The 15,016-nt window shown below is 46.4% G+C and carries 11 protein-coding genes; 2 read left to right on the plus strand and 9 right to left on the minus strand.

Translation table 11 applies throughout. The annotated features are described in order from the left end of the window. Positions 1-13: 13 nt before the first annotated feature. The 5 genes from RS891_RS26225 to RS891_RS26245 all read right to left on the minus strand — a co-directional run bounded on the left by RS891_RS26225 (position 14) and on the right by RS891_RS26245 (position 7,058). Positions 14-868, minus strand: a complete 855-nt coding sequence (locus RS891_RS26225) for a carbohydrate ABC transporter permease (RefSeq protein ID WP_258530908.1) — start codon at positions 866-868, stop codon at positions 14-16. A gap of 84 nt (positions 869-952) precedes the next feature. Continuing rightward, positions 953-1,882 carry an ABC transporter permease gene (locus RS891_RS26230; protein ID WP_076290895.1) on the minus strand — a complete coding sequence of 310 codons (930 nt, stop codon included), beginning with the start codon at positions 1,880-1,882 and terminating at the stop codon, positions 953-955. A 75-nt stretch (positions 1,883-1,957) separates the two neighbouring features. Further along, positions 1,958-3,430, minus strand: a complete 1,473-nt coding sequence (locus RS891_RS26235; RefSeq protein WP_076290896.1) for an ABC transporter substrate-binding protein — start codon at positions 3,428-3,430, stop codon at positions 1,958-1,960. 282 nt (positions 3,431-3,712) lie between these two features. Then, entirely contained in the window at positions 3,713-5,227 is a 1,515-nt protein-coding gene (locus RS891_RS26240) for a response regulator (protein WP_315793614.1), read from the minus strand. Position 5,228: 1 nt separating this feature from the next. Then, on the minus strand, positions 5,229-7,058 hold the full coding sequence (locus RS891_RS26245) for a sensor histidine kinase (protein ID WP_397386867.1): 1,830 nt from the start codon (positions 7,056-7,058) through the stop codon (positions 5,229-5,231). 211 nt (positions 7,059-7,269) lie between these two features. Between RS891_RS26245 and RS891_RS26250 the strand changes: the two genes are divergently transcribed. Further along, positions 7,270-10,026, plus strand: a complete 2,757-nt coding sequence (locus RS891_RS26250) for an endo-beta-N-acetylglucosaminidase (protein ID WP_315793615.1) — start codon at positions 7,270-7,272, stop codon at positions 10,024-10,026. Between the two features lie 106 nt (positions 10,027-10,132). Here the strand turns inward: RS891_RS26250 and RS891_RS26255 are convergent, their stop codons facing one another. The 4 genes from RS891_RS26255 to RS891_RS26270 all read right to left on the minus strand — a co-directional run bounded on the left by RS891_RS26255 (position 10,133) and on the right by RS891_RS26270 (position 13,989). Further along, on the minus strand, positions 10,133-10,651 hold the full coding sequence (locus RS891_RS26255; RefSeq protein ID WP_315793616.1) for a DinB family protein: 519 nt from the start codon (positions 10,649-10,651) through the stop codon (positions 10,133-10,135). Positions 10,652-10,746: 95 nt separating this feature from the next. After that, entirely contained in the window at positions 10,747-11,718 is a 972-nt protein-coding gene (locus tag RS891_RS26260) for a helix-turn-helix transcriptional regulator (RefSeq protein ID WP_113055991.1), read from the minus strand. Positions 11,719-11,803: 85 nt separating this feature from the next. After that, positions 11,804-13,339, minus strand: a complete 1,536-nt coding sequence (locus RS891_RS26265) for a replication initiation and membrane attachment family protein (RefSeq protein WP_315793617.1) — start codon at positions 13,337-13,339, stop codon at positions 11,804-11,806. Between the two features lie 356 nt (positions 13,340-13,695). After that, positions 13,696-13,989 carry a YuiB family protein gene (locus RS891_RS26270; RefSeq protein ID WP_053783239.1) on the minus strand — a complete coding sequence of 98 codons (294 nt, stop codon included), beginning with the start codon at positions 13,987-13,989 and terminating at the stop codon, positions 13,696-13,698. 229 nt (positions 13,990-14,218) lie between these two features. Here RS891_RS26270 and hemQ point away from each other — a divergent pair, with 229 nt between their 5' ends. Continuing rightward, entirely contained in the window at positions 14,219-14,965 is a 747-nt protein-coding gene (gene hemQ, locus RS891_RS26275) for a hydrogen peroxide-dependent heme synthase (protein WP_063566107.1), read from the plus strand. Positions 14,966-15,016: the final 51 nt, after the last annotated feature.

The following is a 15,016-nucleotide window of genomic DNA, read 5'->3' on the forward strand; positions in this document are numbered from 1 at the left end:
AGAAGTGATTCGGTTACTCTTTGACAGCTCCGACCGTCAGACCTTGTACAAAGTAACGCTGGAAGAACGGATATGCGAAAATAATCGGCAACGTAGCGAGAACCACCATAGCCATCCGTGAAGTGTCCTGCGGGATGGATTGCATCGCCGCCAAACTCATCGAGCTGTTCGCCGAGTTCTGCTGGATGAACTGGATACTGGACTCGATCCGCATCAGCATCGATTGCAGCGGTACGAGGTTGGGATTATCGATATATAATAGTGCATTGAACCAATCGTTCCAGTAACCGAGCGTACTGAACAATCCAATTGTCGCCAACCCTGGCAGCGATAATGGAATGACAATTTTCATAAACGTATAGAATTCTCCGGCTCCATCAATTTTCGCGGATTCAATGACTGCATCCGGCACACTGGTTGAATAGAACGTACGCAGGATCATGATATAGAAGGCATTCATTGCGAGCGGCAGAACCAGTGCCCATATGGTATCTTTCAAATGAAGAAGTTGGGACACGACCATATAGGTCGGAATCATCCCGCCGTTAAACAACATGGTCAGAATGGCAAATATGGAGAAAAATCTCCGATAACGGAAGCTCTTGCGGGATATCGCATAAGCATACAGCGACATTAGAATCAGACTGATGATGGTACCCAGTACCGTCACCAGAATGGTTACCCCATAAGCACGCAGCAGCGTGTCACCACTCTGCCACACAAACTGATAGGCTGCGAGACTCCATTCCTTCGGAATCAGTCGATACCCGTCACGGGCCAGTGCTTTCTCGTCCGTGAACGAGATGATCACTACAAACACGAAAGGAAATACACAGATTAAAGCGAATAGTCCGGCCAAAATATTCATAATGACGTTCCAGCCATTGGATACATGATGGAAGTCGCGTTTTTTTACGATTTGAGCCACAGTGGTTCACTCCTTTCCCTTATCCTAGAATAGGCTGCTATCTTTATCGATTTTGCGTACAACATAGTTGGAAATGATAACAAGCACGAAGCCTACAACGGATTGATACAATCCGGCAGCGGTACTCATGCCAATCTCACCACTTGTTTTCAAGCCACGATACACATACGTATCAATAACATTGGTAACAGCATACAACGTACCCGAATCCCTTGGAACCTGATAGAAGAGACCAAAGTCGGCATAGAAGATGCGACCCACAGCCAGTAACGTCATAATAATAATGATAGGTGAGAGCAAAGGAATCGTAATGTTGCGAATCTGCTGCCACTTATTGGCGCCATCGATCATTGCTGCCTCATACAGCGACCGATCAATCCCCAGAATGGAAGCGAGATAGACAATGCTGTTGTACCCGATCGTTTTCCACAAAGCTACGAACACCAGGATATACGGCCAATACTTCGCTTCCGAATACCACTGAATCGGTTCAACACCGAACCACCCAATAATCTGGTTCAACATCCCCCGGTCCATGCTCAGGAAGCTGAACGCGAAATAACCGACAATAACCCAGGATAGGAAATACGGCAGGAACATACCTGTTTGATACAATTTGGCCAATCGTTTATTGACCAGCTCCGAGAGCAGAATTGCCAAACCTACAGCGAATACCAGCCCTAGAAATATAATGGCAAGGTTATAAAAAAGCGTGTTTCGCGTAATGAGCCAAGCATCGTTGGTGCTGAACAGGAATTTAAAGTTATCCCAACCCACCCATTCGCTCTTCATCAGACTGGCCCAGAAGCCTTCGCGGCTGAAACGATATTGTTTGAATGCTGCTACTGTACCAACCAATGGCAAGTAGGAGAAGAAGAAGAACCAGATGGCGCCTGGTAGCACCATGAACAGCATGACTCGGTTTCTAATCAGATTTTTCAAAAATGCGGTCATATGGAGATCCTCCTTCAGGCTTGAATGAAAAAGGATCGGGCGCAACAAGCAGCGGCCCGATCCCTGAATTTACCCTTACTTATTTGCCGCTCTCCAGGCATCAAGCTGGGTTTGGGCTTCAGCCATCACTTTTTCAAGTCCGGCTTGATTGAACTTCTCAATCACTTGCTCCAAATTGTTCTCTGGGTCCAGCGTACCTGTCATCAATGCGGCCCAGTATTGCTCTTTGACATTCTGCACTGCTGTCAGTTCCGACGACACTTTGCTTGAGTCAAAGTTAAAGCTCAGAATTGGGGAATTTACACCCTCTGCATTAAACTTCTTGAACTCATCCCATTTGTTATCCGGGTCATTGTTGTTCAGATACAACAACATGTTGTTACCGAGGGAGTAAGAAGGCATATCATAGTTCTTGGATTCAGCCAGATTTTCCATGTGCGTGTCATCCACTTTTTTGTAGTGAACGCCCTCAATACCGGAATCAACCATATTGCGCAGCACTGGATCTGTATTCAACAGGTTCAGGAACTCCATTGCTTTCTCCGGATATTCGGAGTTGGCTGAGATAGCCATGATCGAACCTTGTACAGACGTGTTGGTGATGATCGCGTCACTAGCTGGTGTGGAAACGACCGGGTATCCGTAGCTTGCTGACCACTGGTTGTCCGCGAGCGGTTGTGTCTGTGCACGATCCAGGAACCAGTTGCCTGATGTGGTCAGGTCATTGGTGGAGCCTGTTGTTGCAGCTTCTGGTGATACATAACCAGCTTTGTAGTACTTGCTCATCGTTTTGAGAGCTGCTTTCATTTCCGGAGTATCCAGAATGTTCACAATCTTGTAATCCGTCGTATCCAGTTTGATTGCCATTGGCAAGTTCTGAATGACGTAGTCGTAAGGAACATAAGGAACGAAGTTTTTATCCATTCCAAATGGAGTCACGCTTGGCTCATTTTCCTTGATCGTTTTGAGCAAAGGCTCCAGACTGTCCAACGTACGGATATTGGAGATGTCCATTTTGTATTTATCAAGCAGCGTTTTGTTGAAACGCCATACCTCTTGTTGAGGCAGCTCTTTGTTGGCCGGAATTCCGTAATTGTGTCCGTCTACTTTCGAACCACTCAGGAATGCAGGATCAATCGTTTTAATAAGGTCCTGACCATATTTAGGGAGCAAATCATCAAGCTCTAGGAATGCGCCCTTTCTAGCATTTTGAACATAATCGAATCCGCCGGAAGAGGTGAACAGGATGTCCATTGGCTCGCCGGATGCTACGTTAACTTGCATTTTTTGCGGATAGTCACCCCAGTCAACCATTTTCATCGTTACTGTGGCATTAATTTTTTCTTTCGTGTACTTGCTGACTTCTTCCATCACTTTATTAACATCTTTCTGAGGGGTACCGATGGTGTACCAAATCAGCTCGACAGGAGCCTCTCCTGCTTCCCCTGATTCTGAAGCATCCTTGCTTCCTCCACAGGCGCTAAGAACGAGTGTAACCGCCATCAACAATGCAAGTACGAGAGAAAAACTTTTTCTTTGTTTACTCATTTCCTTGATCCTCCCTTTTCGTGTTCCCTTTAGCTCTACAAACTAACTGCTTTAACCTTATCGAATGAAAGCATTTTCAAAAAGAAGATAAACTTAATATTTCGAGGTACAAATTAAAGAGAAATCAGTACCGATTCATTAATTTGTACCTATTTGAATAAATCGCTTACATCAAAAAGACATACTGAGTAACATTTGGCAGCAACTCCATTGCATGCCCTCCTGTCCCCAGAATGTCTCATTTATTTCAATCCACTGGTCCAATCGGTGATCCACTGAAAATTATCCAAATACCTTAAAATCGGTAGGTGAAATTCCCACATACTTGCGGAACTGTTTATAGAAATACCCGGTCTCCCAGTACCCGACATTCCTTGCGATCTCATGCACTTTCAGATTCGAATTGCGCAGCTGTTCCTTGGCACGTTCAATCCGGTATTTATTGATATACTCGGCAAAAGTCTCGCCCGTCTCCTTGTGGAACAGTTGTCCCAAATATACCGGATGAAGATGGTAATGAGCACCCAGTAGCTTCAGCGAAAGCTCTTCTGCGTAATGTTTGTCAATATGTTGAAGCACCTGGTTGACGATTGGATTCTTTAAATCCTGAAGCAGAGACTGAATCGTCTCCGAACCAACCTGCTGCAACGCCTGCACGAGTTCATCAAACGTTCCGCTGTCCAATACAAGGCGAAGTCCACGTTGGTAAATAGCCGATTCATCCGAATGTTTGATGCCCTCCAATTCCATCTTGAAGCGAATGACCACTTCCAGTGCGATGTTCTGCAACTCAGCCGGAGTAACCCCGTCGCGGTGCTGTTCAAAATCAACCCGAATTCGCTCCGCAAGCAGCTCTGCATTACGGGATAGAATGAGCTTCGCGTACTCCTTCCAATCGATCGAGAAGGAAGAAGCAGAGCTTCCCCCTTTCTCCAATATGGCATGATCGATCACTTTAAGGTCAGGATAGATCATCACATACTGAAGTGCCTTTTTCGCCTCCTGATAGCTTGTAGGCGCATGGTGAAGTCCACGCATCAGACTTCCTGCCCCAATCAGAACAGCAGGATGTGTCTCACATAGAGCAGCCGATAATGCCTGAAGGCACTCCATAAATTTCTTTTTCTCGTCCTCACCTGCATGCACATTGGCAACTATGACGATATCTCCATCAATGTCATGAAATACGTTCACATAGGACTTTTCCTTGAGCATACCCTCCACTCGCTCGAACATGCCGGATACTTCCCCTTTAGTTCGCAGTATAGCTACTGCAACATCGGGCGCATCCAGCGAAAGGTTCAAGAACTGTGCGCGTTCCTCGAATTCCGTGGCCGCAATCTGTCCCGTCAGCCATCGATGAAGGATGTTGTCTTTCAGAATCTGAACACCATAAGCATCATCCGTTTGAGGAGACAACGCATGGTCCAGCTTGGAAGCCGTATTGCGAAGCGTCGATTCCAGTTCTTCCACATTGATCGGTTTGAGCAGGTAATTTTCGATGCCCAGCTGCATGCCCTCTTTCAAATATTCAAACTCATTGAAACCACTTAAAATAATTACCTTGATGTCAGGCTGCAATTGCCTTGCTTCCCGAATCAGATCCAGACCATTCATGAATGGCATGGATATATCAGTAATCAGAATGTCCACAGGCTGCGCAGACAAGGCGTTTAATGCGGCCTGTCCATTGCCGGCATGGCTTACAATTTCCATATCGAACGTTGACCAATCCAAAATATCGTACAATCCTTCAATGATGAACGGTTCATCATCCACAATAAATACCTTGTACATATTAAATACCTGTCCCTTCTGTATGAGGATAACGAACCCTGATCAGGGTTCCTTCTCCGAGTGTACTTTCTATCGTGATGCCGAATTCCGGTCCATACAGGAAACGCAAACGGGTGTGAACGCTGCGCAGTCCGAACATTTTACCCGACTCTTCCGGACGTTCCAGTTCTTCTAAAATTTCAGTCAGGCGCTTAGGCTCAATGCCTTTACCGTTATCTCTGACCTCTACCTGCAAAGCATCGCCCAGTTCTTCAACAACGATCGTTAATTGATTATCCGAACGTTCTGTCTGAATGCCGTGCACCACATAGTTCTCAATAATCGGCTGCAGGGAGAGCTTGACCACCGGATGGTGGTTATGCACAGGGTCCAACTGAATCGTGTACATGAAAATATCCTTATACCGGATTCGGAACAATTCCAGATATAAACGGCAAGCTTCCATCTCATCCTTGAGGGTATAATTTTTCTTCTGTTGAACAAGGCTTTTGAATAACACGGACAAACTGTAAATCATCTCGCCGACATCCTTCGCACCTTGCGAAATCGCCCTCATCCGGATGACCTCCAGCGTGTTATAGAGAAAGTGAGGATTAATCCGTGCCTGGAGAGCGACCAGTTCTGTCTCCTTTTGTTTGATCTCGGCTTTGTAGACGCGTTCAATATATTGATTAAGTTCATCCAGCATATCGTTGAAACTGTGCGAGATCTGTCCCAGCTCATCATCACGGGCATCATCGATACGTGCTGTCAGGTTGCCATATTTCACCCTTTGGGTGAAACGAATGATTCTCCGAGTGCGTTTGGCAAAATTAATAATGAAAAACGCCGGAACCAGTACTGCAAACAGGATACATATGATGCTAATCGAAACGATTGTATTGCGTGTACCCGCGTAGGCCTCAGCCATCTCATCCACAGGAACCGTGCCAACGACTACATATCCCTGATCCGCCGAGACAAACTTGTTCACATACATATTTTGCTCCTTTTTCATCGAGTCCATATCCGTCTGATCAAACAGGGAATCGGCCACATTGATATACGGGTACTTCTTGCCGTAATAGTTACTGTTGGAATCAAACAATACCGTACCTTTGGCTGACAGCACCACAATTTCTCCCTTGAGATTACTTTCATAACTATCCAAAGCGTTGCCAATACCTGCTGAGTCAAAGAACACAAGGAACTGGCCCAAATTTCGAAGGGTCTGTGTATCATTAATAGGCACACGAATCGCATACAGCGCCGGGTCCCATTGATCAATTTCTTTACGAATCCAATAGTTTGGTGCGCTGATATTCGGTGTCTCCATCGCCATCACGTCAGGAATATAAGAATGAGCCACATTGGTGTTTAGCTTTCTGAACTGCTTATGTTGATTGAAGGAGGACAGATCCTGCTGTTCGGCACTATATAACATCACTTGATTGATATCCGAATTGCGATCCATAATATTCTGAAAATGTTTCAGTACATCAGCGGAGTAATCATCCTGATTCGCATAATAGCCATTCGTCAGATGCTGTACATACTCGGCGTACGTGTGGTTCATCAGATAGGTAATATTGGCTGATAACGCCTCATTCTGATGCATATCCCTCACCATGTTCTGCACCGATTCATACTGCTGATGAATATATCGGTCAACACTCTCCATCGCCGCTTTCTGGATCGCCAGCTCTCGGCCAATCGTGGCATCGGACACTGACAGGAAAATGATATAGGACAAGGTAATAATCGTTACAATGGAAATCATGGAGAAGATGAACAGCATCTTCATAAACATATTATTTTTAAAGAAATTTTTGTAAACGCTAACAATTTTCAAGTCACATGTTCCCTCCGATGCTGTTTTCCTGTCTAAAGTATATCATCTGCCTTCTAACATTAACTTGTCACCTGGAACTTTTCTTTAGTTTATACCTATGTTTCTTTAATTTCACCCTATATGAAAATGCTTTCATGCCCTATCGTTAACCATAAGTTTATTTTTGTGTAAAAGAATACCTTACATTCATTCGACTTGAAGGAGGAACAGCATGACACGCAAACACAAACCCAAAGGCTTTATTCCCAAAGTAACCGCAATGGTTCTCACTTCCGCTCTGCTTGGACAAGTTATTGCCTCATCCGTTTATGCCGGAGACACGCTCCCTTACACAGGTGACAGCGCCAAGGGAGTAAATCAGCCTTATCAGCATGGCTACACCGCTGCCCAGATCCTGAATTGGACACCCGAAAGTGATATCCATGGTGATTTGCTTCGTGCTCATGTACCTTTGCAGCCCCGTAACGATGCCTTTGCGGCTACGCAGGCTTACCCCGAACTCAGCCCGGACACCCAGCTGTTTACGATGAGTGGCGATTATGGCAATTCATTCTTTGACAGCACCCCGTACACCAATGAATTCAGCGAATACCTCTTTAATTATTGGCAGTACACAGACTATTATAGCTATTGGCATGGTATGGCTTCTGCTGGCGTGCCCGAGGAATTGTACGACCCCAATAAGGAATGGACGGAAAAGTACTTTGAGTTTGGCATTTTGAACATTCCGAATCCGGCCTACACCAATGCTGCACACAAAAACGGTGTCCGTTCCATCGCCAACATCTTCTTCTCAGACAATGATCGTGGACCACAAACCTACAAGCAGATGCTTGTGCAGGATGAAGAAGGGAATTTCCCTGTCGCTGCAAAGCTGGTCGAGATGGCACAGTATTATAATTACGACGGATACTTTTTCAATCAGGAAGAGGTTGCCAAAGGCGTTGCACCTGAAGACATCGCTTCCTACAAGAAATTTATGAAGTATTTAAGAGATGAAGGACTATATGTTCAGTGGTATGACTCCACTATCAATACAACGGGCAAAATTCAATACCAAAACCAGTTTAATGGACTTAACAGTCCATTTGTGCAAGATTCTGCATTAGGCCGAGTCTCGGATTCGATCTTCCTGAATTACGTATGGAACCATGACATGCTGCGTGATTCGCGCGATCATGCCACAGGTTTGGGACTTGACCCACTGGAAACGGTATTTGCCGGTGTCGAAGGTGGGAATGACCAGTTTGGCCGTTGGAAGCAGCTCTACGATCTGCGTAACAATCTCGACGAGAACGGTCAACCGATGAACAGTATTGCAACGCTTGGTGCCGACTTTACCCATAATGCCCTGGATGAAGAAATAGGAGATGGCAGCACGAATCATAGAGCCGAAGATGAGTACCAATGGATGACCTTTGTGCGCGACCGCGCTTGGTGGTCAGGTCCAAATCAGGACCCAACCAATGCACGCCGTACGACATCCGTTGATCTATCCGACGTGTATGCTTCTGGTGCAAAGTGGGACGGCATCGCCGCGTACCTCACCGAACGCTCCGTTATACACGGCTCCAATTTTGTGACCAACTTCAATACAGGCCACGGTCTGAAATATTATGAGGGCGGAACCGTCTCCAATGCAACCGAATGGTCCAATATTAATATTCAGGATATCCCGGTCACCTGGCAGTGGTGGATGGATAGTCAAGGTGACAAACTCACTGTTGATTTTGACTATGGTCCAACCTATGAAAAAGGTGCTCGTTATACTTATAATTCCGTTGGTGCGTTTACTGGCGGCAGTTCTCTTGTCGTAAATGGAAGTCTGGATACGGACAATTTCCTTCGTCTGTACAAGACGGATCTGTCGATCAACGCCCAATCCAAACTGGAACTCGCCTATAATAAACCGTCTGTCAACGACGCTTCCTCCATGTATGTCGGACTGATATTTGAGGATGAACCAACCAAAGTGGTCAAAGTCAAAGTACCAGATTCAGGTCAGCACACGGCAGGCTGGAAGACAACTTCACTCGATCTGAGTGCATACCAAGGGAAGACTGTTGCAGCTTTTGGTCTATCCTTCAATCCTAACGGAACTACGATTGAAAAATATCAGATGAACATTGGTGAGATTCGTATATCTGACGGTTCTGCCGCCAAACCCGATGCTCCAACCGGATTCCATATTACCAAAGCACTGACCAACACCGACGAGTTGGTTGTCGAATGGGATATGGAAGATTATTCGAAGGTTAAGCAATATAATCTGTATGAGAACGGCGCTTATGTCGGCGGTGTGTATGACTCCACATTTTATATTAAAACGCTCAAACATCCCGCTGGCAAATTGTCCATTCGTGCTGTAGGCGCAGATGGTACCGAAAGTGAAGCAACCGTCCTGTCCTATGATTTGAATAAAGCTGTTCAGGACATTGATGTTAAATTCAAGAACAATGGCGATGCTATTGTCAGTTGGAAAAACCCGAAGAAGAACCCAGGTAAAGATCCGATCCAGCTTACACTCCAAACGGAGTACACGAAGGAACCTTTCACTAAGACGCTTCAAGTCAAAAAAGGAAAACAGTCTGCCATTCTGACAGGCCTTCCGACCAATGGTGAACATTACGTCCTGAATATTGCCCTTGGCAAACAGAATCCAGTCACAACGACCGGACAACTGGCAGATACTCAGATTACACCATATACCAAAGAAAAGGTTACGGTAAAGGATGGAAAGTACACGCTCGCATTGCCTGATTTGGAGGATTGGTACAAAATCTATGTCTATGAAAATGAGGTAGCACGCGAATTCGGAGTAACTTACGTTTCGCAGAAATTCCCTTATATCATTCGGGGTAGAACGAAGCTGAGCGAACTGACATTCACGCCTGCATCCACCACGAGCTCCCTGAAGCTCGTTATCGAAGATTATGCCGGCAATAAAGCAACGACAATTCTGCGATAAAAGATTCACAAGGTTAACCGACTTCTAGGCGTCGAGAAAACAATAGAAAAATTCAGCCCTTTCGCTTCCCTACAGGAAGTCGAAAGGGCCTAATTTATGTTTGGCACTACCCTTGAACCTTCTGCTGTTCCAACAAATAAAATATATAATCGGTTGGCACACCGGTATAACCTTGCTGTCTCAACATCGCGCTCACATTGCCCCGGTGATACGTCCCGTGGTTGACAACATGCTGTAGAATGTCGGAAAAATGTGTTTCCATTTTACCGTATTTCGGATGCTCGATTGTCATTTTTTTGTCCGGGTCAGGCGTATGCCGCAGTAAATCTCGGAAACGTTCGGCAACGCTGCCAAACAGCTCACGCATCTCATTCACGGTTTTGCCCTGTGCTTCCGCTGTCCAGCCCAAGATTTTCGGAAATATCTCCTTGTTCGGAACTTCCGCGAGCACGAGCATATAAAGCTGTTCAAACAAGTACATGTGTGCACATGTTTGTGATACGGATGGGAACACGCTCGTCACTTCCGCATGGAATACTTCATTCGGGAGTTGCTCCAGGTGTGCAAACAATCGATCATTTGCCCAAACATGATAATCATACAGTCGGTATGGTTGTTGAAGCATCGATAAATTCACCTTTCCCTTCTTCACATGGTTTGGCTGCCGCAGATGTGTCTTTATCATATACCAAGATCGCTGACAAATGTTGTCAGCAAACTTCAATTCGGATCGTTTTCATAATGTTTGGCGATACCGTATGCCTTCTCCTGAATCCGCCGCTTCAACTCCAGTGGTTCGTGGATGCGAATGGCCGTGCCGAACGTTAGGAGATATGTCGGTAGGTATTTGTTCATCGTCGGAGCATCGATCAGAAACCGCGCCTCCCGGTCGGTTCGTTCCGTCAAATAGTGGCGCAGATGCCAGTGGTTGCAGACCGCATTAAGCGTGTCAGGCTGTCCCTCAATACGGATAACCGTTAACGGTCCATCTGCCTCCCGTCTCTGGTTGGACTGCTCACAGAAAAACGCGGACGCAGAGAAAGACTCCGGCTTGTCAAACCTCGCTTCGGTTGACTCCAGCTGTTCAATTCGTTCGACGCGAAACGTCCGCATCGCCTGCGACCGATGGCAGAACGCGACAACGTACCATTCATTTCGGTCATACGCTAGCCCATATGGATCGACTTCACGTTCGTCAGCCTGCTCGGCATTCGCTTTGCGATAGACCATACGGACCGTTCGCCCGTCTTTCGTCGCTTGTTCCAAGTCCCGCAACAACGGAACAACAGAAGGTGCACGCGTTGAAGAAACGACGTCCAAGCTGCTCTGCTGGCGAGACAGATCGTGGCGCTGCTCCTCGTGCAGTCCGTTCTCCACCTTCTTCAACGCATACTCCAGCTCCTGCACATACGGATAACCAGCACCTTGGGCAAATTTAAACGCATCCACAAGTGCCTTCAACTCTAGAGCGTTGAAGAACAATGGCGTTTCCTTAAAACTCTCCAGAATACGAATACCGCCATCATGGCCCGATTCCGCTACGACCGGCACGCCACTGGCGCATAATGCGTCGATATATCGATACACGGTGCGGACGCTAATCTCCAAACTGTCCGCGATCTGAGCGGCGGTAAGCTTTCTTCCGGATCGCAGCATCCAAAGCATGGACAGCATGTTATCCCATTTTGCCATCGGGGCCCTCCTCTTTTCCTTGTAAGAATAAAAGGCGAGTCTCCTTTAATTTAGGTGACTCGCCTTTTGGTCATTATTATAAGAATTATGAAGTTCCCTTTTGTTTACTTGCCTGCATCTGCTGGGCAAACCTCATCATCTCTTCGAACTCTTCTTCGGATACGGCATCGCCGTCAGCACCTATGTCTTGTACAATCGGAATTTCGGGTTTGGCTTTGGTTCCTTTGCCGTATGTACGGGAACGGGTTCCAGCTGCACCAGCAGCCTGTTTGCCTTTGACCTTGGCTTGGTCTCGAATGTATTGTACCGCCTTCTCATAGGAATTCACCTGCTTGAGCAGCATGTTAGAGGCAATAGCCTCAACAAAGTTACGGTTAATTCTTTGCTCACCACCGGATACAAGCAATGCCATCAAATAATGAATCAGCACATTGATTACTTCACCAGGCAACTTGTAGCTGAGGTCGATCTTCTCAAAAATGTCCACCAGGTTGTCCGGTACGGCTCCAGGGAAGAACGTCTGAAGCAATCGTGTGTAGGGCTCATTACGCAGCATCATGTTGTACTGATGAATATCACACTTGGTCGAAAATTGCGGAGGCACTTCGACGTAGTATTCCATCTGAACCACATGTTCGACAGGCGGTTCACCAGAATCCTCTTTCCGCTCCGGCTCCTCCATATGCTGTCTGAGGGCAACAACCTTGGCTGCCTGTACCGTCTGCTGTTCATGTCGCTTCTTGGTCTGTCTGAACTGCAGGCTCGCCTTGTGTTGAAGGTCATCCAGCACGAGCTGCCCCTGTGGATTAAAGATATCATCTTCATCCAGCAAACGACATACATCCTGTACGCTGAGATTGAACTTGTTTACCACATAATTCACAATGCCAAGCTGTTCGTGATCGAACCGCAATTGCTCCACATGACGGCGATTAACCGACTCACGCGGAAAACGCAATATAATGTCGGCATAATTCAAGCTGTTCTCTTCGGCCGCACCACTTATCCCGCTGCGCTGAGCCGAAGTCGACACTTCCGACAACGCCTGCTCCAGTTCATAATCAATGACATGCGTATTCAATTCAAATATATCGTAAAAAGGAACGGAAATATTTTCTTTATTCGCTGCTGGGTAAGGCGCTTCACCGCTCTCTATCGCCGAAAAACCGGAACGTAGTGAAAGTACGGCGAACTTGCCGATTTTGTCACGAAGCAGCAGTGTCAAATGCTGTGTACGGAAAAATTCTGCCGGAGAGAGCGGAGGTTGCAGCTCATATTCATAAATGTAGTCGTCATTTTCCGGAATATACAGCCGTGAAGTCTGAAGCAAACCAACGGCTTCAAGTTTGGATGCCTGCTCCACCAAATACTTGCGCCCTTTCTCGCTGGGCTCGAGTCCCAACGTCATGAACAACCTCCGTTGCTGTTCAAGCGGCGAGTAACCGACCTGTTCACCGGGAAGATGCTGAAACAGCAGTCGATACAAGCCTATCGCAAAGGCACCTACCATTGGCTGATACGCTCCGGTGAGCATGCGGTCATCCAGGGCACTAAGTCCAAACTCCCTGTATACGCAGTAGCGATGATGTTCAGTATAATGGTGCAAATTCTTCATGCGCATAGCTTGATCTCCTTCTCCCCAAAAGTATGTTTATCTATTCTATCATAAATGTCCGATCCTCAAATGCTCAAAAACAGGTAAAAAACGGACCTGTTCTCGCTCCGTTTCGTCCTAGGTCGACAGCATTCACGTTTTCGCAGAGTTGCTAGATTACTATAAAAGCTACTGCCTTAGAAAACAAGTGAACATATAGAGAAATGTTATCCATATATATATGAGACATGTCCAAATAATCATGCACATTTTTTTTGACTGCATGCCAAAAAGCCTTCCCTTTGCACTCGTAAGCGTTTACGACAAAGGCAAGACCTTTACGGAAAATGCAGTCCAGCGTTTGCTGCCATTTGGCTAGCCGATTAAAACATTTTGTACCCACCCAGACGAAGTTTGCGAATGGCCCAGCCACTGATGACCGCTCCAGCAAGTCCAGCTACACCCGTCATATAGTCTACAATATGGAAAGAACCCAAATGCGACATCAGCGATGCCGTATGATCCCATAAGGAATACACGACGACAGGCAAAATGACAATTATGAACAGATAGGAAGGAAACCAGGTTGTCTTCATCAGCATATTCAGAATGAAACCGATACCAAACATCATAACGAAAAATAACACCATCAATACCAGCACAGGTATAAACTGCATCGGGTGACGTTCACCTCTTCTTTCACTGACTCGGTTACTCTTACTACGATAGTAGATAGTGTACCGCAAAAAATGTGGCGAAGCAACGAACTTTCTGGACAATTTTCCCTATATTCACCTTCTCTTCATTTGCCCTTCTGCTTCCTGTTGGGATACAATGAAGACGATAAAGTACTCAACCGTCCCTTACCGGGATTTGGAAATATAACCTGCAGGAGGAATCAATGCAATGAACGAAGCCGCATCAACACTGGAGGGCTGGTACGCCCTGCATGACTTCCGCTCGATTAACTGGGCCGCCTGGAAAGCAGCCGATGATGAGGAACGCGCCGTAGCACTGGACGAGCTTCAGGCATTCTGGAAGGAATGGAAAGCTGTAGAGGATTCATCCAAAGGAAGCACTGTCGTATATACCGTTGTGGGACAGAAGGCTGACCTTGTCATGATGCACTTGCGTGAAACGTTGGAAGATCTGAAAGCCGTTGAGAACGCGTTCAACAAAACGATGTTTGCCCAATACACTACCAAATCCTATTCTTATGTCAGTGTAGTGGAACTGAGCAATTATCTTGGCAAAGAGGGCGAAGACCCTATGCAGAACCCTGAAATCATTGCTCGTCTCAAACCGGTTCTGCCACAGCGTCAATACATCTGCTTCTACCCGATGAACAAAAAACGCGAGCTGAACGACAACTGGTACATGCTGTCGATGGACGAGCGTCGTACGATGATGCGCAGCCACGGCATGATTGGCCGCAGTTACGCTGGCAAAGTGAAACAAATCATTACCGGTTCCGTCGGTTTCGACGACTGGGAATGGGGCGTTACGTTGTTTGCGGATGATGCACTTCAGTTCAAGAAGCTCGTTTACGAGATGCGCTTTGACGAAGTCAGTGCCCGTTATGGCGAATTCGGCTCTTTCTATGTAGGAAGTCTGCTGAACGAAGGAACATTGGAAGAGATGCTCAAGCTATAAATCGGATAAATCACAAAAGCACCGCAACTCCTCCATTAAGAAGAGGTCAGC

Origin of the sequence: Paenibacillus sp. BIC5C1, assembly GCF_032399705.1 — a bacterium.
Classification (GTDB): Bacteria; Bacillota; Bacilli; order Paenibacillales; family Paenibacillaceae; genus Paenibacillus; species Paenibacillus taichungensis_A.